Source organism: Halioxenophilus aromaticivorans (assembly GCF_042850945.1).
In the GTDB taxonomy this organism is placed as follows: domain Bacteria; phylum Pseudomonadota; class Gammaproteobacteria; order Pseudomonadales; family Cellvibrionaceae; genus Halioxenophilus; species Halioxenophilus aromaticivorans.
Map to the genome: position 1 here is coordinate 771414 of NZ_AP031496.1, position 22578 is coordinate 793991.

15 protein-coding genes are annotated in these 22578 nt (G+C 52.3%); 6 read left to right on the top strand and 9 right to left on the bottom strand.

The features are described from left to right. Positions 1 to 16: 16 nt before the first annotated feature. Positions 17 to 895 (bottom strand): S-methyl-5'-thioadenosine phosphorylase, encoded by an 879-nt coding sequence (gene mtnP, locus ACGHM3_RS03520; RefSeq protein ID WP_345420119.1) that lies wholly within the window; start codon positions 893 to 895, stop codon positions 17 to 19. A 319-nt stretch (positions 896 to 1214) separates the two neighbouring features. Here mtnP and ACGHM3_RS03525 point away from each other — a divergent pair, with 319 nt between their 5' ends. The 3 genes from ACGHM3_RS03525 to ACGHM3_RS03535 all read left to right on the top strand — a co-directional run bounded on the left by ACGHM3_RS03525 (position 1215) and on the right by ACGHM3_RS03535 (position 3649). After that, positions 1215 to 1904 (top strand): TIGR04283 family arsenosugar biosynthesis glycosyltransferase, encoded by a 690-nt coding sequence (locus ACGHM3_RS03525; protein ID WP_345420122.1) that lies wholly within the window; start codon positions 1215 to 1217, stop codon positions 1902 to 1904. Between the two features lie 78 nt (positions 1905 to 1982). Beyond that, a complete protein-coding gene (locus tag ACGHM3_RS03530; protein ID WP_345420125.1) occupies positions 1983 to 2606 on the top strand; it encodes a TIGR04282 family arsenosugar biosynthesis glycosyltransferase in 624 nt (207 codons plus the stop codon). Between the two features lie 2 nt (positions 2607 to 2608). Next, a complete protein-coding gene (locus ACGHM3_RS03535) occupies positions 2609 to 3649 on the top strand; it encodes a DUF3445 domain-containing protein (RefSeq protein WP_345420128.1) in 1041 nt (346 codons plus the stop codon). On the opposite strand, the gene ACGHM3_RS03540 is transcribed toward ACGHM3_RS03535, so the two are convergent. The 4 genes from ACGHM3_RS03540 to ACGHM3_RS03555 all read right to left on the bottom strand — a co-directional run bounded on the left by ACGHM3_RS03540 (position 3643) and on the right by ACGHM3_RS03555 (position 8353). Next, the gene (locus ACGHM3_RS03540; RefSeq protein WP_345420131.1) at positions 3643 to 4563 is read right to left on the bottom strand and encodes a hypothetical protein; all 921 of its coding nucleotides are present in this window, start codon (positions 4561 to 4563) and stop codon (positions 3643 to 3645) included. The genes ACGHM3_RS03535 and ACGHM3_RS03540 overlap by 7 nt on opposite strands. Before the next feature lie 197 nt (positions 4564 to 4760). After that, entirely contained in the window at positions 4761 to 5504 is a 744-nt protein-coding gene (locus tag ACGHM3_RS03545) for a sulfite exporter TauE/SafE family protein (protein ID WP_345420135.1), read from the bottom strand. A 4-nt stretch (positions 5505 to 5508) separates the two neighbouring features. Continuing rightward, positions 5509 to 7029, bottom strand: coding sequence for an alanine/glycine:cation symporter family protein (locus tag ACGHM3_RS03550; protein ID WP_345420138.1), 1521 nt, complete (start codon positions 7027 to 7029; stop codon positions 5509 to 5511). Positions 7030 to 7060: 31 nt separating this feature from the next. Continuing rightward, positions 7061 to 8353 carry a dicarboxylate/amino acid:cation symporter gene (locus tag ACGHM3_RS03555; RefSeq protein ID WP_345420145.1) on the bottom strand — a complete coding sequence of 431 codons (1293 nt, stop codon included), beginning with the start codon at positions 8351 to 8353 and terminating at the stop codon, positions 7061 to 7063. A 230-nt stretch (positions 8354 to 8583) separates the two neighbouring features. Here ACGHM3_RS03555 and ACGHM3_RS03560 point away from each other — a divergent pair, with 230 nt between their 5' ends. The 3 genes from ACGHM3_RS03560 to ACGHM3_RS03570 all read left to right on the top strand — a co-directional run bounded on the left by ACGHM3_RS03560 (position 8584) and on the right by ACGHM3_RS03570 (position 14823). After that, entirely contained in the window at positions 8584 to 8982 is a 399-nt protein-coding gene (locus tag ACGHM3_RS03560; RefSeq protein WP_345420148.1) for a hypothetical protein, read from the top strand. 481 nt (positions 8983 to 9463) lie between these two features. Continuing rightward, complete coding sequence (locus tag ACGHM3_RS03565) at positions 9464 to 11695, top strand: NADP-dependent isocitrate dehydrogenase (protein ID WP_345420154.1); 2232 nt, start codon at positions 9464 to 9466, stop codon at positions 11693 to 11695. Between the two features lie 377 nt (positions 11696 to 12072). Next, entirely contained in the window at positions 12073 to 14823 is a 2751-nt protein-coding gene (locus tag ACGHM3_RS03570) for a TonB-dependent receptor domain-containing protein (RefSeq protein ID WP_345420156.1), read from the top strand. Between the two features lie 148 nt (positions 14824 to 14971). Here the strand turns inward: ACGHM3_RS03570 and ACGHM3_RS03575 are convergent, their stop codons facing one another. The 4 genes from ACGHM3_RS03575 to ACGHM3_RS03590 form a co-directional block, all read right to left on the bottom strand. Further along, positions 14972 to 17926, bottom strand: coding sequence for a TonB-dependent receptor (locus ACGHM3_RS03575; RefSeq protein ID WP_345420159.1), 2955 nt, complete (start codon positions 17924 to 17926; stop codon positions 14972 to 14974). A gap of 162 nt (positions 17927 to 18088) precedes the next feature. Further along, positions 18089 to 19120, bottom strand: a complete 1032-nt coding sequence (locus tag ACGHM3_RS03580; protein WP_345420164.1) for a FecR domain-containing protein — start codon at positions 19118 to 19120, stop codon at positions 18089 to 18091. A gap of 434 nt (positions 19121 to 19554) precedes the next feature. Beyond that, positions 19555 to 20127 (bottom strand): sigma-70 family RNA polymerase sigma factor, encoded by a 573-nt coding sequence (locus ACGHM3_RS03585; RefSeq protein ID WP_345420167.1) that lies wholly within the window; start codon positions 20125 to 20127, stop codon positions 19555 to 19557. Between the two features lie 277 nt (positions 20128 to 20404). Further along, positions 20405 to 22339, bottom strand: coding sequence for a M2 family metallopeptidase (locus ACGHM3_RS03590; protein WP_345420170.1), 1935 nt, complete (start codon positions 22337 to 22339; stop codon positions 20405 to 20407). Positions 22340 to 22578: the final 239 nt, after the last annotated feature.

A 22578-nucleotide genomic window follows, 5' to 3' on the forward strand; every position in this document is an offset into this window, starting at 1 on the left:
AAACTCTTACAGCAGCCTATTGTTTTAAGACTTCTACCAATGCGCGGGTGGCTTCATCCATGGCTTCCATGGGAGTCACCAGCGCATTGGCCAGCGCATTATGCGCAGCGCTGGAAGGCATCTGCTGGCCTATTCTGCGCACTGTGTTGGCAACAATTGTTTGAGCTTTACCGGCGTTTTCCAGTAAGTTTTTTAAGGCTAAATCGGTGGAAACATTGGCCTCTTTTGGGTGCCAACAATCGTAATCGGTAACCATGGCCAGGGTGGCGTAGGCTATTTGAGCCTCCAGCGCCAGCTTGGCCTCTGGCATGTTGGTCATGCCGATCACATCCGCCCCCATGGCGCGGTACCAATTGGACTCCGCCAGGGAAGAAAACTGCGGCCCTTCGATGCACAGGTAGGTGCCGCCACGGTGGCACTGCACCGCTTCTTGCGATGGCAACTCAGCCACGGCCTGGGCCAGTAAATCGCTGAGTAATGTGCAAACCGGTTGGGCCATGGACACATGGGCCACCGCGCCCTGGCCAAAAAACGTGGTTTTGCGTTGTTTGGTTAAATCGATAAATTGATCCGGTAGAACCATATCTTTAGGCGCTAGCGGCTCTTGCAGGCTGCCCACGGCGGACACCGAAATAATGTATTTTACGCCGCACATTTTTAGCGCGAACAGATTCGCCAAGTAGGGCACCTCGGAAGGGATCAGGCGGTGCCCAGCGCCATGACGCGCCAAAAAAATCACACTCACGCCATCGATGGTGCCGTACACTAAATTACCGGATGGGCGGCCAAAGGGTGTATCGAGGCTGAATTCCTGCCGGTTTTGCAGGGCTTCCATTTGGTATAAGCCACTGCCACCAATCACGCCAATACTGGCCTTGTTTATAATAGATTCCACGTGGTCGCCTCATTTAGATACCCAGTCATTGATGGGATTAGCCAGTACCTTACGGTATTCTGTTGCCCGCCGGTAGCGTGCCTCTAACTGGGCGCACAATGTTAGCTTGTGGCGGGCCTGTAATGGTCACCAACTTATCACAATATTGGCGTAACAATGGCACAAAGTTGTGCCGAAAAAAGCGAAGTGTGTGCAGGCTTTGAGGTTGCAATCAAAGAATAATGCCGGGGTTTTACGGTGAGGTTCTTATGTCCGCCCCTGAGTCCAGTTCCGTGTACCAATTCCATGAACTAATTCAATGGGTTGCTAAAGAGTAGAAATGAATTGCCAAAGGTGTAGCCCCAGTGTTTCTGTGATTGTGCCCGTATTCAACGAGTGCGATAACCTGCCTGCGCTTTTGGCCCATGTGAAAAATCTAGCTGCACTGCAAGTCATTTTAGTCGATGGTGGCAGTTCTGATGGCAGTCAACAATTGCTGGCGGAATCGGGTTTAACCTGGTTGAGCAGCCGCCCGGGCAGGGCCCGGCAAATGAACGCCGGGGCTAGCCAGGCCACCGGTGATGTACTGTTATTTTTACACGCCGACACACGCTTGCCAGAGCACAGCTTGGCTTTACTGGGTGACGGTTTAGATAATTCCAACCGGGTATGGGGGCGGTTTAACGTTAGTATCGCAGGGGCGTCACCGTGGCTAAAATGCATTGCCTTTATGATGAACCAGCGCTCGCGGCTAACGGGCATTGCCACCGGCGACCAGGCCATTTTTATCCAGCGCCTGGTGTTTGAATCCTTGGGCGGCTACGCCGATATCGCATTGATGGAAGACGTCGAACTCAGCAAGCGGTTAAAGTGCTATGGCCCGCCGGTGTGCATTCGGCAAAAGGTCATTACCTCAGGCCGGCGTTGGCAAAAAAACGGCGTAGTAAAAACCGTGTTGCTAATGTGGTGGTTGCGATTCGCCTACTGGTGCGGTGTGTCGCCGGTTCGGCTAGCCCGCTGGTATTCCTGATGTAAGTATCAAGCGTTTCTTCACGGCCGTGCCACCAGTGCCGGTTTTAAAGTTTTTGAGATTCCAAGCGAGCCTTGTATGCCAACCCATGTATTAATTTTTGCCAAGCAGCCGTTGCCTGGTTTCGCCAAAACTCGGTTGATACCAGCCCTGGGTGAAGCTGGGGCTGCGCAATTGGCCGAAGGCTTATTGCAGCACGCTGTGCAGCAGGCCAAGGCTGCTGACATAGGCCCGGTATCCTTACACTTTACGCCGGCCCAGTGGCCGGTTGCCGCCCACGTTAACCAGCCAGATTTTAGCTATCAGCCCCAGTGTGACGGCGACTTAGGCGCACGCATGGCCCATGCCTGTGGCCAAATTTCTGCACAGAACCCAGGCCGTGGTGTGTTGGTTATGGGTACCGATTGCCCGGCGCTCACCAGCGAAGTATTGCAACAGATGCACAGCGCCTTAGCCGATTACCATGCCTGTTTGGTGCCCGCCAATGACGGCGGCTATGTAGCCTTGGCTATGCGAGAATGTCAGGCCGAGGTGTTTAGCAATATCGCGTGGAGTACACCGGCGGTGGCGCCCACCACTCGGCAAAGGATGCAAGCGCTGGGCTGGCAATGGCGAGAATTACCGGCATTGGTGGATATCGACGAGGCCGAAGATCTCGCGTATTTGTCGGCAGATTTAAAAGCCATGGTGGGGCTAGGTTAACCTTGGCCAGTCTGCGCGTTGTTCCGCAGCCGGTGGATGAGCATGTCTTTGCGCCGCCCTTTGCAGGCTTAAAATCTGCCCAGGCCATAGCGCGTTTTCCATTTCCCTTTACCCAGCCCGTGCAGGGCCCTTATCGGTACAGCGTTAATATCGAGCCCCACGAGACCGATGGCATCCCAGGCTCGCCCACCGAGCACTTTTTTGATGTCGATGAATTTTATTTTGCCGAGCTGCAAGAGCGCAGGCGAGCCCTAAAGGCAACGCCGCAACACTCCCAGGTATTACCAGAGGTGACCGATGCCGCCCAGGAACTCACCCATCTCAGCCTGGCCCGCCTAGCGCACAGCTATCCGAATTATTTTATTTATTCCCCGCAGGGCCATGGGTTTGTTTGGCAAAATCACTTAACTGGGCAAGCGCCAACACTGTTCGACCCTAATGCCCCGCTCACCGAATCGAAACCAGACCCGCTGCCGTTTTTAACTAGCCAACTGCCAGGGGACTGGGCGTTATTACAACAACAAGACAATCAGCTATGGCTTAAAGGTGGTGTGGTAACCGGCCCCGCCAGTTGGTCGTTAAGCGAGAAGTTGGGTATGAACTACCTGCAATGGCACAGCCCGGTGCCAGACCAGCATCAGGTTTTTCAGCGCTCCCTAAAATACCTGCTGCGCCTACCGCCCGGCCAGCCGGTACGGCGAAAAAACTGGGGCTTATGTGTGCACCCCAGGCTGGAGATGTCCATGGAGAATCGTCGCGAATGGCAACACGAACTGCAAAACACCTCCGAAAACGATCTGCCGCAATTAGTAAACCTACGTGTGGAGCTGCAGGTGCTGGAGCGGCTGCCCAAGAGCCAAGCCATCGCGTTTTATATTCGCACCTATTTTTTAAGCTTGGCAGAGCTTAAACAAAACCCTGAATGGGCAAGCCGGTTAGTCCAGGTGCTGGAGGAGTTATCCAGCGATATTGCCGAATACAAAAATATTGCTGGCGTAAGAATGTTGATCATAAAATACCTATCGGGTGCCAGGCATTATTGAAGAAGCTCATCCAAATCGGCGTTGTCAATTGCCGATAGGATTTTCTTTGAGTTCGCTTCGATTTCGGATATCTGGCTGGGAAGGAACTCCAACGACATTAGTTGTTTTTGGTTGCTGAGGTTACAGTACTCGCTTAAGAGTGAGCACAGGGCCAACTCATAACCGTTGTAGTATTCCCGGTCATAAACATTACCATGATACTGCACTAAATAAGACGCCAAGCTGCCTAGCGTTGAGCTATCCAAAGCGTCTGTTTTAAAGGCTTTTTCGACGATGGCTTTGGCTTCCGGTTCTTTAAATTGATCCGGGTGAATTTGAAAATAAGTGTTGGAGCCCAAGATATCCCCCGTCGCATGGGATTTTACGATCCACTCATAGTGTGTGTTCCAATCTTTTAGCTTTTCCGCTGAGAGCATATCGATTAGGTTGCTACATCTTGTGTAGTCAGCTTTTGCCGCTTTGAGGGAGCGCTTGCACCAATCGACATCTATGTCGGATAAACAGCGTTCTTCGTCGGCTTCTGTCTTTGGTCTAACACCCATGCAAGCTTTTAAAGACATAGCAACCCAATACATTGCTCTGCCGTCGCCGTCCATTGCGTGTCCTATATTATCTAAATAAATCTCATCCGGTGTTTTGGGCGCCAGTGCAAGTAAAATGTCATCCCTTGCACCATCTTTATACAAAGTGTCGAGTAGTTGGGCCTTAGACGGCTGCTCTTCGCTTTCTTCAATATTTACCGGGTGCGTTATCTCGTTCGTTAATTTATTAACTAAACCGCTGTCGGTTTCATTGTTTATCGAAATGCCCGTGGTTGATATTTCTGGTTCGTGGTTTTCTGTCTTTCGGAGAACAATTATTGCAGAAAGTACCAAGGCGATTATTAGAACTAGGTAGATTGATTTTCTTTTCATAGGGGCTGCCTATGCCTTTGGGAATCGGCTTTTTCTCTGTTAAGAGTACCTTAAATGGGCGACTGTAATCCTTTCTTTACTGTTCTAGTTACACCTTTTTCGGTTGCATGGTCGTAACGGGGGAATTGGGCGGAATTTGAATGGAGCTAATGCTAGGGCTGGTTGCCTAGCTGATTGCTAGGTTCTAAAAGACAGTGCTAGGCAGCAAAAAAGAAGCGATACAAAATCCGCGCAGCTAAAACCGTTAATACCCAGCGGAAGGCGGTTTTAAACAGTTGCTCTGGGAGTTTGTCCAGCAGGGATAAGCCCACCTTGGTGCCAATATAGCCGGCAACAATCATTAGCCCAATCACCCCCAGCCAGGGGGTGAAAGCAAAACCGGCCACACCAAACACCGCCAGTTTTAAAATGTGTTGCGAGGTCATGCAGCTGGAAAAGTTAGCAGTGTATTGCCACTTGCTAACGCCATCGCGGCCCAGCCACGCGGACACCAGTGGCCCGGTGGCGCCTACCAGAACCGATACGCTGGTGGTAATTAACCCGCCCAGGGCCAAGCCCCAGGGTTTGCGGCCCAGGCCAATATTGGGCAGCGGCCCCCAGCTTAAGTAGAGAATAAACGCCGCCACCGCCACGGGAATAAAGCTGGCATCAAACTGATTGAGTAACCAAAGCGATAGCACCGCGGCAACCACGCTGCCGGCAAAAAACCAGCCGACAATGGCGTTTTCTCGATGGCTGCGGGTGAGCCAAGCGCGGCCAGCATTGGAGCCAAGTTGCACCACGCCGTGGACAGGTACCAAGGCTATGGGCGGTAATACATTGGCCATAACGATAATTAAAAAAGAGCCGCCGCCCACCCCTAGCGCCGCCGACAGCGCCGAGCCCAGAAAGCTACTGACGGCGAGTAGAGCAACGGTCCATAGGGGTAGGTCAGCAAACATGCTGCTAACCATCTTTCAGTTGCGGCTCGCTCTTATTACCTGTGGTTTCGGAGTAGCGTTGCTCCCAAAACTCGGCCTTGCTGATGCCCAGGGCTTTTGGGTCGAAGGTGTAATCTTTAACGCCTTGCTTGCGCTGGGCTTCGTAATCTTTCAGCGCGGCAAAGGCCGGCCGAGAGATAAAAAAGATCACCAAAATACCCACAATGTTTAGCCAGGCAGTAAGGCCTACGCCGAAATCACCCAGCCCCCAGGCGAGGTCGGCGGTTTTGATGGTGCCGTAAAATGTGGCCGCCATTAGGCCGATTTTTAAAGCCAAGCCTAATGCGGGTACGTGCAAAAAGCGGTTGAGGTAGGCGACGTTGGTTTCAGCAATGTAGTAGTAAGCCAGGATAGTAGTAAAGGCAAAGAACATCAGGGCAAAGGCGACAAAGGGCGCGCCTACTGTGGGGAGTGTTGATTCGATGGCGGCTTGGGTAAAGGCCGGACTGTTGGCGGCGATTTCAGCGGCCACGTTTTGCACCAAGAAGGTTTCGCCGGGGCCGTGCACGTTGTAAGCGCCGGTAATTAAAATCATAAAGGCGGTGGCGGAGCAAACAAACAGAGTATCTACATACACACTAAACGCCTGTACCAAACCCTGCTGGGCGGGGTGGTCAACCTCGGCGGCAGCGGCGGGGTGGGGGCCGGTGCCCTGACCGGCCTCATTGGAATAAACCCCTCGCTTTACACCCCAGCCAATGGCGGCTCCAAGGCCTGCGATAGGGCTAAAGGCATCCGATAAAATCATACCCACAATACCGGGTAGCTCGGTAATATTTAGGGCCACAATAACGCTAGCAACAATAATGTAAGTCAGTGCCATAAAAGGCACCACGATTTGGGCCACGGCGGCAATGCGCTTAACGCCGCCAAAAATAATCAGTGCCAGGGCAATTAAAATAACGGTGCCCACGAGTATTTTAGTAAAACTAAAATCCCCCAGGCCGGTGCTAATAATGGCGCCGCTGCCAAAGGCCGTTTCCACCGCGTTGCCGATACTGTTGGCCTGCACCCCGGGTAAGCACAAACCGCAGGAGATGATCATCGCCACGGCGAAAACCACGCCGTACCATCTTTGCCCCAAGGCCTTTTCAAAATAAAACGCAGGCCCGCCGCGATACTGGCCGTTGTCTTCTTCTTTATAAATTTGCGCCAGTGTCGATTCTATGTAAGCAGTAGCAGCGCCTAAGAAGGCCACTACCCACATCCAAAACACCGCACCTGGGCCGCCGAAGCCTATGGCGGCGGCAACTCCGGCAATATTACCCGTACCCACTCGGCCGGACAACGACACCGCCAGTGCTTGGAACGACGAGATACCCTTATCGGAATCTTTGTTGGTGAACAGCAAAATGCACATTTCTTTAAACATGCGCACCTGCACAAAGCGTGTCAGCACGGAATAAAACAGGCCTGCGCCTAGGCACAAATAAATTAAGGCCGGGCTCCAAACGATTCCGTTAAGGGTGGATACCAGTTGTTCCATAGGTGAGTCTCTAGTGGGTTAAGGCGAATACCTATTGGTTTAGGTTAACTTCGAGTTCTTCCTCTTCCATTAACCCGGCATCCGGGTTATTGAATACGGCTTGGTCGACTTTGTTTTCAGATTTGGCCACGATGCAGGTCACTGCAGCATCGCCGGTAATATTCACGGCCGTGCGAATCATATCCAGAATGCGGTCCACACCGATGATCAGGGCAATGCCCTCCACCGGTAAGTTGACCTGGGAAAACACCATGGTGAGCATAACCAAGCCCACGCCGGGCACTCCGGCGGTGCCGATGGAAGCCAATACCGCCATCATAATCACCATCAGGTAGTCCATCAGGCTCAAATCTATACCGTAGACATTGGCCACAAACACCGTGGCCACGCCCTGCATCATGGCGGTGCCGTCCATATTAATGGTAGCGCCGAAGGGCACAGTAAATGAGGCCACCGAACCATTCACGCCCATGCGGTTTTTAACGCTCTGTAGTGTGACGGGGATGGTGGCGCCACTGCTGGCGGTACTAAAAGCAAACAATTGAGCAGCTTGGATTTTTTTCAGGAAGGTAATAGGGTTAAGCCCACTAAACAGTTTGAGTAAGCCGGGCAATATGCCAAACCCGTGCACCAGCAGCACGGTAACCAGCACCAGTACATAGGCAAACAGGCTAACCACGAGTTCGAATCCCAGCTCAGAAATGGCCTTGGCAATTAAGCAGAACACCGCATAGGGTGCACACAGCATAACCAGCTCAACCATTTTCATCATCACGGCGTTGAGCTGCTCCATTAGGGTAACCACGTTGCTGGCCTCGCGGGATACCGATAATAGACACACGCCAAATACTACTGAGTAAAAGATCACTGCGAGCATATTGCCCTCAACCATGGCTTGCAGCGGGTTTTCAGGCACAATGTTAATGATGACTTCGGCCAGAGAAGGGGCTTTGCTGCCGGTAAAGTCCGACTCGGACACCGCCTCAATGCCGGCGCCTACATTGAATGTGGTGGCCATGCCCAGAGCTAAAGTGATGGCGATGGCGGTGGTGAGCAGGTACAGCAAAAACGACTTGCCACCCACGCGGCCCAGCAGACGAATATCGCCTATGCCAATTACCCCGGTGACCAAAGAGAAAAACACCAGCGGTACCACCAGCATCTTTAAGGCGTTCACAAACAGCTTACCAACCGTGTAAAACACCCCGTCCACTACAAAGGAACGGGTGAAGCCCTCGCTGTCGTACAGGCCAGTAACATTGATGATTAGGCCCACCGCCAAGCCCAAAAACAGGCCTACTAGCACCTTTTGAGTTAAATTCATTCCCTGCTGTCACTCCGCTATCTGGGTTTTTGCTGCGATAAATGCGTATCAGCCGCAGTGTGACCGCTAAACTAAAAACGTGCAAACCTCACTACATAACGAGGCAGACGCCTAATTCCGCAGCTTTGCACTGGCAGCAAGAACCAGAACACAGCGCCGAGTGGCCGGATTGGGTACCATAGCGCGTTGCAGTTTTGGGTAAGTAAGCACTTGCTGATGATGGAGATGCTATGAAAACAATAAACGGGGAGCCAAAGACTTCTAGATTTTGGCACTTGCTATGTCTTTTGATGATGGCCATAGGCGTCGGCACCGTAAGTGCCGAGGATTCGCCGCCCAGCGATGAAAGCGACGCCGATATGGTGGTGGATGTGATTGGTACCATGCCCGAAGACGCTGCCCCGTATTTGTTCTCCTGCCGCAAGGGCACGGCGGCACGCCGGGTGTCGATTCACTACATGGCGGTAGGGCAGCCGGTGCCCTGCGAGGTGAACTACTTCAAAGATAACGGTGTGATTGAGAATACAGAGACGCTTTGGTACGCCCAGCACGAGGTGGGTTATTGCGAGCAGCAGGCCCAGGGGTTGGTGGAGCGGCTCAAAGCGTGGGGTTGGCAGTGCCAAGAATAACCGTTATTTGGTCAATATCGGCGCATTTGGGGCACTTTATAGCGCCAAAAGCTGCGTAGTTGTCTGTTTTCGTCTGTGTTCGTCTGTTGCAATAGCAAAAATTATCCCCAAACGAAGAAATTTAGCCGTTGGTCGAGTACAGCAATGGTGAAGATTCCGGTATAATCCTAACGCAATTTATCGCAGTGGTCGGTATTGTAGCTGGGCCAGGTAAACACGTAGTGTGCGGCAACCCCGTGTTAAGCGCAGTGCTTACTTTCCATTCCTCCCCTATGCGGGCACCCAGCACGGTAGCGTCCATTCCCACGGGCAACGTTAGCCCACACGGCGAACAAAGAGAGGCGTAAGCCCCACATAAAAGCGCCACAAGTCGAAAATTGCTTTCAATCTGTCTGCTTGGCCTGGCTCTCCCAATCGCGCCAGGTGAGCACTATGGTCTAAACCTGGGTAGCGAAGCGCTCAACCAAACTAGAGGTTAAAAATGACAACACCCGAGTCAACGATTATCTACACCAAAACTGACGAAGCTCCACTCCTTGCCACCTACTCTTTATTACCTATCATTCGCGCCTACGTAGCCTCTGCTGGTATCGACGTAACTCTCAGTGATATTTCGTTGGCTGGCCGTATCATCGCCAACTTCCCAGATAACCTCAGCGAAGAACAAAAAATCCCCGATGCCCTGGCCGAGCTGGGCCAATTGACCCAAAACCCAGACACCAACATCATTAAGTTGCCGAACATCAGTGCCTCGGTACCTCAGTTGAAGGCAGCCATCGCCGAACTGCAAGACAAAGGCTTCGATATCCCCAACTACCCAGACGAGCCTGCCAACGACCAAGAAAAAGAACTCAAAACGCGCTATGGCAAAATTTTAGGCTCTGCGGTAAACCCCGTACTGCGTGAAGGCAATTCCGACCGCCGCGCGCCTACCGCGGTGAAAAACTACGCTAAAAAGAACCCTCACAGCATGGGTAAGTGGTCAAAGTCCAGCCAAACCCACTCTGCATTCATGACCGAGGGCGATTTCTTTGCCAATGAGCAATCGGTAACCATCGCCAAAGCAGGCACGGTTAAAATCGAATTTACCGATAAAAGCGGTAACACCCAGGTACTGAAGCCAGAATTCGCCATGGAAGAAGGTGAGGTTTTGGACTCTTCCTTCATGAGCAAAAAGCTGCTGTGTGAGTTCCTAGAGCGTGAAATCGAAGACGCCAAAGAAGCCGACGTGCTTTTCTCACTGCACTTGAAAGCCACCATGATGAAAGTGTCCGACCCGGTTTTGTTCGGCCACGCGGTTAAGGTATTCTTTAAAACCGTCTTTGAAAAACACGGCGAGACCTTCAAGAAAATCGGCGTAAACCCCAACAACGGTTTGGGCAGCGTGTACGACAACATCAAAAAGCTGCCGGAAGACGAGCGTGCAGTGATTGAAGCTGACCTGCAAGCCTGTTACGACGAAGGCCCACGCTTGGCCATGGTGGACAGCGACCGCGGTATCACCAACCTGCACGTACCTTCAGACGTAATCATCGATGCTTCCATGCCTGCCATGATCCGTATCGGCGGTAAAATGTGGGGCGCCGATGGCGATGCCTACGACACCAAAGCGGTTATGCCAGACCGTACCTTCACCACTATCTACCAAGAAGCCATTAACTTCTGTAAAACCCACGGCGCCTTCGACCCAACCACCATGGGTACCGTGCCGAATGTGGGCCTGATGGCGAAAAAAGCTGAAGAATACGGCTCCCACGATAAAACCTTTGAAATCCCAGCCGACGGCGTAGTGAAAATCATCGACCAAGACGGCACCGTGTTGATGCAGCACGATGTGGAAGCCGGTGACGTATGGCGCGCTTGCCAAACCAAAGATGCGCCGGTTCGCGATTGGGTAAAACTGGCCGTAACCCGCTCTCGTTTGTCCGGCATGCCAGCCATCTTCTGGTTGGATGACGAGCGCGCCCACGATTCTGAGCTGATCAAAAAAGTTAACGAATACCTAAAAGAGCACGATACCGACGGCCTAGACATTACCATCATGTCACCCGTGCAGGCGATCCGCCGTTCTATGGAGCGTATGATTCGCGGCAAAGACACCATCTCCGTAACCGGTAACGTGCTGCGTGATTACCTCACCGATCTGTTCCCGATTTTGGAACTGGGTACCAGTGCTAAGATGCTGTCCATCGTGCCTTTAATGGCCGGCGGTGGCCTGTTCGAAACCGGTGCCGGCGGTTCTGCGCCTAAGCACGTTCAGCAATTCACCAAGGAAGCCCACCTGCGTTGGGATTCACTGGGCGAGTTTTTGGCCTTGGCCGTTTCCTTAGAAGACCTAGCCGTTAAAAACGACAACCAGAAAGCCGCCATCCTGGCCAAAACCCTGGATCAAGCCACCGAAAAACTGTTGGATACCAACAAATCTCCACAGCGTAAGGTAAACCAGTTGGACAACCGCGGCAGCCATTTCTACCTGGCCAAGTACTGGGCAGAAGCCCTGGTTGAGCAAGGCGAAGACGCTGAGTTGGCCGCTAAGTTTAAGTCCTTGGCAGAAACCTTTGGCAGCCAAGAGAAAGAAATCCTAGCGCAAATCGATGCCACCCAAGGCCACGGTGCAGATGTAGGCGGTTACTACCTGCCAGACGACGAAAAAGCCACCGCTGCTATGTGCCCAAGTGCGATTTTGAACGAAGCTCTGGGTTCTTTACATTAAGCTATTTTGTTTACATCGGTAATACAATACAAAGAGGGGGCTGTTGGGCCCCTTTCTTTTTTTGGAGCAGTGAAGCATTGCGGTAACTGACTAGGCGTTCGTCTAGGTATAAAGGTGATTGTCTCTCCTGCCTCCCTCCAATTCTTCCTGCGCCAGATAGGTCAGTTGCATCTGCGGCGTAATTCCGCTTAGCCCCAGGCTTTCAAGTGTGTTCCACTTCTCAAAAATAGTTCAATGTTTTTTGAGGGGGTTTTGAACGTGTCCGTTACTATAGGTAAGTTGCTAGTAAATCCTGCTAACAACACTGTAATTTAAAGCGCTGTAAGCAGTTCCTACAAGCGTTTTTATGCCAATACTCACTTGGGAAGATAGAAACTATGAAGAGAAATCCTTTGTCGCTTGCAATAGATGGCGCTGTTGCTGTTTCGGCCGCGTTGCTGTTTAACGGTAATGTGCACGCACAGGACGAAGAGCCGATAATGGAAGAAATTACAGTTACTGGCTCGCTGATTAAACGGTCTGACCTCGACAGCGCATTGCCCATCCAAGTAATCGATGCCGACAAAATGGCACGTGTAGGCATTATTACCGCACAAGACTTGGTGAGAAAAGTTCCCGCAATGCAAAACTTTACCACGCCGGCCGATTCCGTTGGTGGCGGTGGTGGTGGTCTTAGTACTGCTAACTTGCGCGGTATCGGTGATCAATACACCTTAAGTTTATTGAACGGTCGCCGTATGGCGCCAGCGACTGCTGGTTCGACGATTGACTTAAACAACATACCATTGGCCGCTGTTGAGCAGGTGGATATCCTTACCGACGGCGCTTCTGCTCTCTACGGCTCTGATGCGATTGCTGGTGTCGTAAACTTCATCATGAAGGATTCGGTCGATGAAACCACAATCAGTTTCCGAAAGGATATCCCCGAGGAGTCTGGGGGTGAGAGCTGGGTATTTGACTTGGTTACCGGTTTCGGCGATCTAGTTGAAGACGGATACAGCTTAGTATTTAGTTATTCTCACGAGGAGCAGGATGCATTAGCCGCCGCAGATCGTGAATTTGCCGAGACAGGCTTCATTACTTTTAATTCAGGTGGTCAACAACTTTACTTTGAAAATTCATCAGCTAACTCCATACCAGGTAACGCCTACGTTTATACTGCGGGATACGATTCGCTCGTAGCCGCGTTTAATCCTAACAGGATGGCGAACGGCAATTGTGCGGCACAGACTACTCCTTCTGGTGATTTGTGTCGGTTTGATTACACCTCTACGTTGGAAATTCTGCCTGAGCATGAAAAAGACATATTCTTCCTTAACGGCAAAATGGATTTCAATGAGAATATCACAGGCTTCGCCACGGTGCTTTATGGTACAACCGAAACTATCAACCGAATTGCACCTTATCCAACAGGCCTAGTGCCACTTCCGTTGGATTCGGACCTGGTGGCCGATTATGTTCTACCATATTTAACTGATGACGAGATCGCTCAGATGGGAGAGGTCGGTGGCACTTGGCGAGCTTTACCGGGGTCTAACCGGACCACTAAATACGAGATCGAAACATCCAACATAACTTTTGGTATAGATGGTTCTGCGGGGGAAATAAATTACAGCCTTGCGGCAACAATTTCTGAGACTACCATTGATCAAGACTATCCTACTGGCTGGCTATTATTAGAAGAGTTTGGTGAGCTAGCAGGCTCAGGTGCTATCAATATTTTTGCTAGTCAAGATGAATTCGGCCCCGAGGATGCTGAGATCCTTTCAGGTGCAATATACAGTGGTGACTGGGATGATACCGAAACCTCCCAGACCGTTCTTGAAGCCAACGCAGGTATGCCATTGTTTGAGATGGCAGGAGGTGAAGCTCAGTTGGCTGTTGGCTTCGATTGGCGACGTAATATTTATGAGCGCACTGTTTCAGAGGCCAATGCTAATGAGCTGTTGTTGTTCTTATCAAAAGATACTCCCTATGAATTGGAACGCGATCAGTGGGGTGTTTTCTCTGAGATGTTGTTCCCTGTCGCTGACGGATTGGAATTTACCGCGTCGCTGCGATACAACGATGTTGGTGCTACGTCTGATGAGCTAAATGGTTCGGGAGACATCGATGAAGGAGACTCAGATCTATCTTACAAATTGAGTGCATTCTGGACTGCCATTGATCAGCTGGCATTTAGGGCATCATTTGGTACAGGCTTTAAGGCGCCCTCAATGCGTGAAATCGGTGAGCCGCTGTCTGATTTTGGTGTGACATCAGGTACCTACGCTTGTCCGTTTGGTGCTGGAGATGCTCGTGCAGCGACCTGTAACCCGGGTAGCAACCAATACGCTGTTTTTCGTGAGGGTTCAGGGGGCTTAACTTTTGAGACTTCCGAGCAGTATTCGTTTGGTTTAGTGTTCACACCATATGATCAGTTAGAAGTTACGGTTGACTATTGGAGTGTTGAAATCGAAGATCAGGTGGATCGACTAACAGAGCAAGAAATTTTCGATAATCCAGATGTATACAGCGATTTGTTCACCACTCGCACCAACCTGTCTACTGGACGAGATGAGCTCGCGATTATTCAAGCGGCCGTAAACGTCGCTACGCAAGAAAACACGGGTATCGACTGGCGCATCGCTCACGGTTTCGACCTAGGTTGGGGGCAGCTTGATTTAGGCCTCAATGGGACTTACATGATTAAGTCTGAGAGCTCTCTGTACGGCAGTAGCTTGGGCAGGTTTGGTTCTGATGACCAAGTAGTATTCCGAAATATTGCCAATTTCGATGTCACTCTTTACCACGGCGACTTCACCCATACATTGTTCCTGAATTATCGCTCGGGTTATGATGATCAGGCTCAAACAGTAACCACTGTTGTTCCTGGTGAGGAACTAGGTTCCGGTGATGAAGTAGGCGTTCAATTAACAGTGGGTTCCTACACTCTGGTCGACTATCAATTCAAGTGGACGACTTTAGAGGACAGCTTAGACCTGACATTCGGTATCAAAAACCTGTTTGATGAAGAGCCTCCTCTCTCGCTGAGAACATCAGGCGCTGGTCACCAAGTTGGGTGGGATCCGCGATACACTGACGCTTTTGGTCGCACCATGTATCTAAGAGCTGCTTATAGTTTTTAACTTGCTAGCGATTTAGCTAAAACTAAAGCCCTGCACAATGGTGCGGGGCTTTTTTCTGGAGCAGGGATTATCAATTGGGCTACCGGTAAGCTCCGGGTCTATCATCAGTCCTAAACTCGCGCTGCTGGCATGTATGCTTGTGAAAATCCTAAAACCAATACCCCACCTTGCCATACCAATACTGCTGCTTGGGGTTGTAGGCAAAGGCGTCGAAGTTATCGGTTAATGTTGAGGCGACAAAGGGTGGGGCTTTATCGAATAGGTTGTCCACACCCAGTGTGAGGCGAACCCGTTTTACCGGTTGGTAGTTTAATTGTAGGTTGTGAGTCGTCCAGGAATTAATGGTCCGCGTGGCGCCGCTCACCGGCACTTGCTCTTGCATAGTGCCCAGGTAATTCACGTTGTAGCTTAATTGCAGGCTATTGCGGGTCCACTCCAGGCCGGCGCTGGCTTTCCAGCGGGGAATAGAGCCCAGGCCAAGTGAGGCGCTGTCGATAAACGAGCCGGCGAAATTGATGTTGTCGTTGCTGCCGTATTGGCCTTGGTATTTGTCGATGTAAACCGCATTGGCGGAGAACTCAACGGTGTTGTTTCCGCGCTCGTAAATACTGGCAAGATTAACGTCGTAGCCCGAGATATCGTAATTGCCCCGGTTAATGGCCGGAGCGTAGACCACGGATACATTGCCCAGGGCATCGCGCACCACCAAATCGCTGTAGTTGGTGCCGGCGGCGTTGGCGTCGATGATGCTTTGTGCGTCGGTGGTGATGAGGTTCGACATTTCAATGTAAAACCAATCCACACTCAGGCGCAGGCCGGGGTGTGCCAGTGGGGCCCACACCAAACCCACGGTGGTGTTTTTGGATTTTTCGGCGTCCAGGCCGGTGTCGCCGGTAAAAATCGTTAAAAACTGGGCGCGGGTGGGGTCGCTGGCCACGGTGCAGCCGGGCAGGGCGCTTAGGTTGGCTCCGGCGCAAGGGTCATCCAGGTAGGCCTGGGTGGCAAAACCTTCTAGGTGAAGCTCGTCTAGGCTGGGGGCACGGAAGCCCTCGCCCACAGTGGCGCGGATCAACACCGGCTCTATGGGCCGATACTTTAAGCCAATTTTGGGCGTGCTGTTATCGCCAAAATCACTGTAGTGCGAATAGCGCGCGGCCAGTTCGACATCCAGCGAGTGAATACCCGGCTGATTGCTCACCAAGGGCAAGTGATACTCGGCAAACACTTCTAAAATGCGCCGCGAGCCTTCAATCTCGTTGGTGGTGGTGCCGCCCACAAAGCTGGTGGCACCGGTGCTGGTGCTGGTACTTAATTGGGTTTCTTCGACTCGCCACTCGCTGCCAATGGCCCATTCGCTGCTGCCCGCGGGCAGTTGCCAGCCGGGGCCGTTAATTTCTAAACCAATACCACTCAACAGGGTGTGGCCGCGGCTGCGTTCGGTGGTGGCGATGTAATCCAGTTGTGTTTGATCAATGCTGCCCGCCGGCCCAAACAGGTTCAGCGGCACGCAGCCATCTACGGCTAAGCTCTGGCAATTGGCGGCCGACCCCAGAGCGCGGGCCACCCGTTGTAGGTCCGCCAAGCCGGTGCGCTTTTCCCGCGACTCCGAGCGGCTCCAAAAGCTGTGTGCGTTCCAGCGCAGTTGATCGGTAAAGCCTTCTAGCTCCATGTTGAATCGATAGGTGCGGGTGCGATCAATTTGCTGGCGGTTACCCAGCTCCATAAGACGCCTGCTCACGGATCGTAATTCGGTATCAAACGGGTTGTATAGGTTGTCGGCGGCTACGGTGATGGGTGGGTTTTCTCGGGCGGTAAACAGAGGTAGCGGGGCTAAGGTTATGGTGGCCTCGGTTTGTGCAAAGCCGGCGTTGGCGTAGAGGGTTATGTCCTCGGTAAGATCTTGGTGGTAGCTCAGGTAGAGATTGCTGCGTTCAGACGGTGAAGTGGATGAAGTCTCTTGGTTGTAATTGTATTTGTCGTCGTCGGTAAATGGCCGGTACTGATCACTGCTGGTACCGGGGTAGAAGTTGCCTTGCTCATCCTGGGCCAAGGTTAACCGAGATAGATTCGGCAGTTCAATCAGGGCATTGGGTGGTGCCGATGAGCGCATGTCGGCGCCACCTTGGTTGCGAGCGTCGGCATTGGCAGAGAAATCACGATCTCGGCTGAACAAGCCGTCCTGCTCATACACCGAGGCGGCAAACAGCAGGCTGCCGCTACCAAATTCCAACCCGGTGAGCAGGTTGGTTGTGGTGGTGCCCAGGTCGCCACGGCTGCTGACCCCATAATATTGCTCCACCAAGGTGCCGTCGAATTCGTCTTTTAAGACGATATTGACCACTCCGGCAATGGCGTCGGAGCCATAAATGGCAGAGGCACCATCGGTGTATATTTCGATGCGCTCCACGGCGGCGGGTGCAATGGTGTTGAGGTCTACCGAGCTATCGCCCAGGCCATCGCCGGCTACGCGGCGGCCATTGATGAGCACCAGGGTGTTGTTGCGCGGCAGCCCGCGCAGGGTCACCTTGGCGGTACCGTTGCCGCCGTTAGAAACCGCCGTGCTGGTGGAGTTGCCGGCCACTGCTGGGGTGAACTTTAAAAACTCTACCAGGGTTTGTGCGCCGCTGTTGGCCAACTCTGGAGCGGTGATGAGGTCAACCGGGGCGCTGGTGTCGAAGCCGTTCACCGATAACCGAGAGCCGGTAAGCGTTTGCCCTTGCACCAGCAGTTCTTCGTAATAGGTGGGCAGCAAAATGGGCGCTTCCGACGCAAGTTTAGGCGCAGAAACCACGGCCACGGCCTTAGGGCTGATCACTTTAATGGCCAGGTTGGCGCCGGAGCTTAATTGCTGCAGCAAGGGTAGGCCGCAGGGCTGGCGGTTGATTTCCGGTGCTTGCGCGCCGCTCAATAGTTGGGACGGGAAGACAATGCTGATATCACACTGCTTGCCGATGGCAATAAAGGATTGCGACAGCGATTGGGCGGGGACGTCTATCAGAACGTCTTCGGTATCCAGGCTGTTGGCCAAACCAAAGGCAGTATCGGCCAACAACGCAGTGGCGGATACAGCGGGGGCTAAAAGCTTGGTCAGGTATTTGATCACTGGGTACGAATTAGCTATAGCGGTAGGTTTAAGTGCACAACGCCAAGGGTACGCAAACGTTAGGCAATAGTACCACTGATGAAGACAGAAAAATAAAAGGAAATGGCGTCAGTGGTCAAGCCGGTGGCGGCAGAGGGACGCTATATTAGTGCTATGGGATGATTATCCCTTGCTGGGAAGAGCCGCAGTTTGGTCCGCAGGCAGTACTGTTTGGTTGCTTAAGTGCAGGTCAAAGGTGGTCAAAATCGCCTGCAGCGTATCCTGTGGTGCATTGGTACTAAAGGTACCAGAGATTCTTAAACCGGCTAAATCTGCTGGGTTAAAGCTCACTGGCTTAGCCAAGTAACGGTTGAGTTCGGTTAGGGCATCTGCCAGGGCGCTGTTTTCAAAACTCAGCGTCTGCTCAAGCCAGTGTATTTCTCGGCCTAGCTCGGTAGCTGGGCCAAGGCCGGTACCGGAAAGCATCAGGTGCTGGTCGGCTTGCACAAACTTACTGGCGGGGAATGGCGTGGTTGGTTCTTTTTTCTGTTTAACCCGCACCACACCTTCGGTGACGGCTACCCAATCTTGCAGGCCGCCGCGCTTAATATTAAAGGCGGTACCAATGGCCGTAACGGTGCCTCGGCCTACATCCACCACGAAGGGGCGCGCTTTATTGCCTTGCACGTCGAAGTAGGCCTCGCCTTCCACCAAGCGCACCAGGCGCTCCTGGGGCGAATACAGCACTTCAATTTTGGTGCGCGTGTTGAGCTCTATAACGGAGTGGTCGGCCAGCTCTACAAACAGTGACTCCCCAGCGGCGGTTTGGTATACCTCGGCTTCTATGGGGGCTTGGCGGTCGAGTAGTAAGGCCACGCTTACCATAAGTACGGCCGCAAAGCTTACAGCGCCGGTCAGCCAGTAGCCGCTGTTGGCCGGGCCTGGTAGATATTGGCTCAGCAGGTGTTTGCATCGGCCCCAAAAGCCCATAGTTTGGGCTGATGGGTCCCAGCTGCTGGCGGGCAGTTCCGCGCCCAGGGCTAGGGTGTCCCAGGTGGCCAGCATTTCATCAAAGGCCTGCTCGTTGGCTTTGCTTTGGTTTAACCACTGGGAAAATTCAACATGATCGCGCTCGCACGCAGCAGGCGATCGCAGTTTTACGATCCAGCCGGCGGCGATGTCGAGTAATTCGTCGTCGTGTTGATGAGTGTTCATAACCTAAGCAGAGCCAGAGTAATACGATAATTCAGTTGATTCGGGGCCGCTGTGTTATCGAAGCCTATTTAGCTAACGGTGCAGCTAACAGCGAATTGGGGCAGCAGCCATGAAATAGCCATACATGAGATAGCGCTTGTTCATGAGATAACAATTCATGAGATACAACTATAGACGTCAACTAGGCGGTTTGCGCGCAAATCACGGATTGGGTGTTTGCTTGGAGTTATTAGCCTGCAGTGGGTTGTGCCCAGGCGGCTGAATAGCTCTTAGTGGCAGCGTTGTTGGCTGCTTTGGGGATGTGGCCCGTGTTGTCCCTTCTCAGACACAATAACGAGCAATAAAGTTTAAGCCTCAAAACAAATAATTTGTGTTAACGCACACTTTCGGCTCGTCGGTGTTATTGGGCGGGGATTGTACAACAAATAGTCGGGTTATGCGTCTTTGATGCATTTGCGGCAGTGTTTAAGTGCCTGCAAAATGTATTTTTCAACGCTGGATACCGATACGTTCATCTCTTGTGCGATGTCGTTATACGACAGATTACGCACACGGTGCAACATAAACGCTTGGCGGCATTTGTGGGGCAGTTGGGTAAGGGCTTTTTCCACCTTGTCCAGTTGCTCACGGGCGCGCAGTTGTCGCTCTGGGCAGTAGGCGTCTGTCTCGATGGGTTGAATGCCCATGCTGGAATCGATGGTTTCGGATTGTATGTAAGCGGTGTGGAGCTTTTCTCGGCGGATCTTATCAATGGCCAAGTTGGATGCGGTTTGGTACAGGTAAGCCTTGGGGTTTTCCAATTCGCCGGTTTGAGTTAACCGCTGAATACGAATAAAGGCATTTTGAGCAATATCTTCTGCGTCTTCCCAGTTTTTAACCTTGCGATACAGAAACCGAACCAGGCCCTGTGCGTGGCTGGTGAACACTTCTTCTAGCGGAGCGTTGGTCTCTAGCACGTGGGTTTCCTCTTCGGTTTGGGCGTTAATCGCGGTGGTTGTCTGTGTCATAGCGGTTTGTTACTAATTAGTTATCAATTTTTATGCCATTGCCGTCAGGTTTCCTGTCCAGCTAGCTATGTTTTTATTCTATTGGTTTTGCCTTCCTGGCAATTTCAGAAAACTTGTTTGTTTTCAGACATTTGCAAAGCCCGCTTAGGAGTTGCATCAAACCTTGTACTGGCCAGTCGCTTAATGGCGACTAAACCGGTTAAGTTGTCTGGCGAAAAAACAACCTAAAAATCGATGTTTGCGCACATTAATGCTCATTTTTGGTGCTTTTTGTGACCTAAAATGATGCCTTGCTCCAGCCGCACTGCTTGCCCTGGTTTTGCTCCGCTAACCACTTGGCCAAGGGTGCAAAGTACGCATTGATCGCCTTGGCGTCCATAGTGCGGGTGCCCGTGACCTGCTCCAGCGCATCTTGCCACGGTTGGCTGGCGCCCAGTGCTAGCAGTTTCCCTAGCTTGTCGCCGGCAGCTTGGTTGCCGTAGTAAGAACACTCGTGCAGCGGGCCGTCGTGCCCGGCCTCCTGGCACAGAGCCTGATAAAACTGAAACTGGATTATGTAAGACAAAAAGTAACGTGTGTAGGGGGTGTTGCCCGGGATGTGGTACTTGGCACCGGGGTCAAAAAAGCGCTCATCGCGGGGGCTGGTGGGGGCAATACCTTGATAATTTTGGCGTAGCTGCCACCAGTCTCGGTTGTAGTTGGCGGCTGTGGTTTGGCCAGAAAACACCTGCCAGCGCCACTGATCAATCAATTTACCAAAGGGTAGAAACGCGATCTTCTCCAGCGCCATTTTCATCTGTTGGTTAAGTGTGGCCTGTTCACTGTGGACGACTTCTGGGATCAGGCCTTTTTCGGCGTAGTAGGCCGGCGTCATGGCCAGGGTGATGGTATCGCCTATGGCTTCGTGGAAGCCATCGTGGGCGCCGCCTTTAAATAAAAACGGCTGGTCTTTGTACATCAGGTAATAGTAGATGTGGCCCAACTCGTGGTGCAGCGTTACCAGCTGTTCTTGCGTAGGCTCCACACATTGCTTTATGCGTGGGTCTTCGCCGTTGCCCATATCCCAGGCACTGGCATGGCACACAACATCCCGGTCGGCGGGCTTGGCTAGCAGGGAGCGCTCATAAAAGCTGGCGGGTAATTCGGGCAAGCCCAGTGAGGTAAAAAAGCCTTCTGCCATTTGCGTCATGGCTTCGGGGGTGTAGTTTTGTTCAATCAAACTGGCGCTAACGTCCAGGTCGCTCACACCGGGGTAGGGCTCCACCAAGGGATAAATATTGGACCAGTCCTGGGCCCACATATTCCCTAAAAGGTGGGCCGGGATAGGGCTTTGCGCGTCGACTTTATCGGCGCCGTAGAACTCGCCAAGCTTATTGCGCACGTAACAGTGCAGGTTACTGTACAGGGGTTCAACTTGCTGCCAAAGGCGCTCCACTTCCTGTTCAAAATCGGCCACGGGCATATCGTAGCCGGATTTCCACATGACACTTAAATCGTCAAAACCGTAGGTTTGGGCGCCCTGATTGGTGAGCTCAACAAAACGCTCATATTTGGGGCGCATAGGCACCGAAATTGTGCGCCAGTCCTGCCAGGCCTGTAGCTGCTCATCGTAATCGCGTGAATTACGCAGTACTTTTTCCAGTTCTTCCAAATCTCGGCATTGGCCGTCGCTGTTGCAGGCCTCGCCCGCGCCATACATGCCTTCCATTTCAGTGGCGATGGTGGCCAGCTCAGCCTGGGATTCGGCATTCTCCGGCGCCGGCATGGCGGTACCTAGCAATATAAAGTCCAGTGCTCGGCGGGTTTCCGGTGCCATGTCCACGTTGTGATACTGCTTGGCCTGGGCCACTGCCTTGCCGGTAAAGGCAAGGCTTTTTTCGCCGGCCTTGGCGGCGAGTACAGCGGTATCCGGTGTTAAATAGGTAGCCCTCACCCAGAAGGCGGCTTCCAGCTCTTTGTTGAGCTCAACCCACTCTTGCTGAATGCGCTCTACGAACTGTTCTGGGGATTCTTCTGCTGTGGTGGCGCTTTGGGGAGGTTGGGTGCTGCTGGTTAACTCGGTTTTGGCGCCGCAGCCGCACAACAGCAACGTACTCAACACGGCGATTGGGGCAAGGCTTAGAGCCTGCGCAAGCCGCGTTTGGGGAACCCCAAAACGGCGTGCTGGTCTGCTGAAGGCAGTAGTGTTTCTTTGCTGAGCGCGTACTGACATTGCCGCCCCTACTATAACCAATGGTGGAGTGCTATTACCGCGCAGCTCTGTGGCTGCGTTGGATTACAGTTAGCTTAATAACTGATCAATCTAAGGCTTTGCATCTTGTCTAGATAATCAAGAAATTACAAGCGTGTTGCTTAAAAAATCTGCGTGAATGATCGTTATTTTGGCCGGCTGAGTTAGATGCATTCACTAACTGACTGATATACATACATTTTGCATTGTTCTAAGAGGCG

Bases quoted from the DNA above. Each gene is read 5' to 3' on its own strand.
- ACGHM3_RS03530 (WP_345420125.1), top strand. From the start codon at position 1,983: ATGCCAACCCATGTATTAATTTTTGCCAAGCAGCCGTTGCCTGGTTTC.
- ACGHM3_RS03590 (WP_345420170.1), bottom strand. From the start codon at position 22,339: ATGTCAGTACGCGCTCAGCAAAGAAACACTACTGCCTTCAGCAGACCA.
- ACGHM3_RS03545 (WP_345420135.1), bottom strand. From the start codon at position 5,504: ATGTTTGCTGACCTACCCCTATGGACCGTTGCTCTACTCGCCGTCAGT.
- ACGHM3_RS03555 (WP_345420145.1), bottom strand. From the start codon at position 8,353: ATGAATTTAACTCAAAAGGTGCTAGTAGGCCTGTTTTTGGGCTTGGCG.
- ACGHM3_RS03525 (WP_345420122.1), top strand. From the start codon at position 1,215: ATGAATTGCCAAAGGTGTAGCCCCAGTGTTTCTGTGATTGTGCCCGTA.
- ACGHM3_RS03560 (WP_345420148.1), top strand. From the start codon at position 8,584: ATGAAAACAATAAACGGGGAGCCAAAGACTTCTAGATTTTGGCACTTG.
- ACGHM3_RS03580 (WP_345420164.1), bottom strand. From the start codon at position 19,120: ATGAACACTCATCAACACGACGACGAATTACTCGACATCGCCGCCGGC.
- ACGHM3_RS03570 (WP_345420156.1), top strand. From the start codon at position 12,073: ATGAAGAGAAATCCTTTGTCGCTTGCAATAGATGGCGCTGTTGCTGTT.
- ACGHM3_RS03540 (WP_345420131.1), bottom strand. From the start codon at position 4,563: ATGAAAAGAAAATCAATCTACCTAGTTCTAATAATCGCCTTGGTACTT.
- ACGHM3_RS03550 (WP_345420138.1), bottom strand. From the start codon at position 7,029: ATGGAACAACTGGTATCCACCCTTAACGGAATCGTTTGGAGCCCGGCC.
- ACGHM3_RS03585 (WP_345420167.1), bottom strand. From the start codon at position 20,127: ATGACACAGACAACCACCGCGATTAACGCCCAAACCGAAGAGGAAACC.
- ACGHM3_RS03565 (WP_345420154.1), top strand. From the start codon at position 9,464: ATGACAACACCCGAGTCAACGATTATCTACACCAAAACTGACGAAGCT.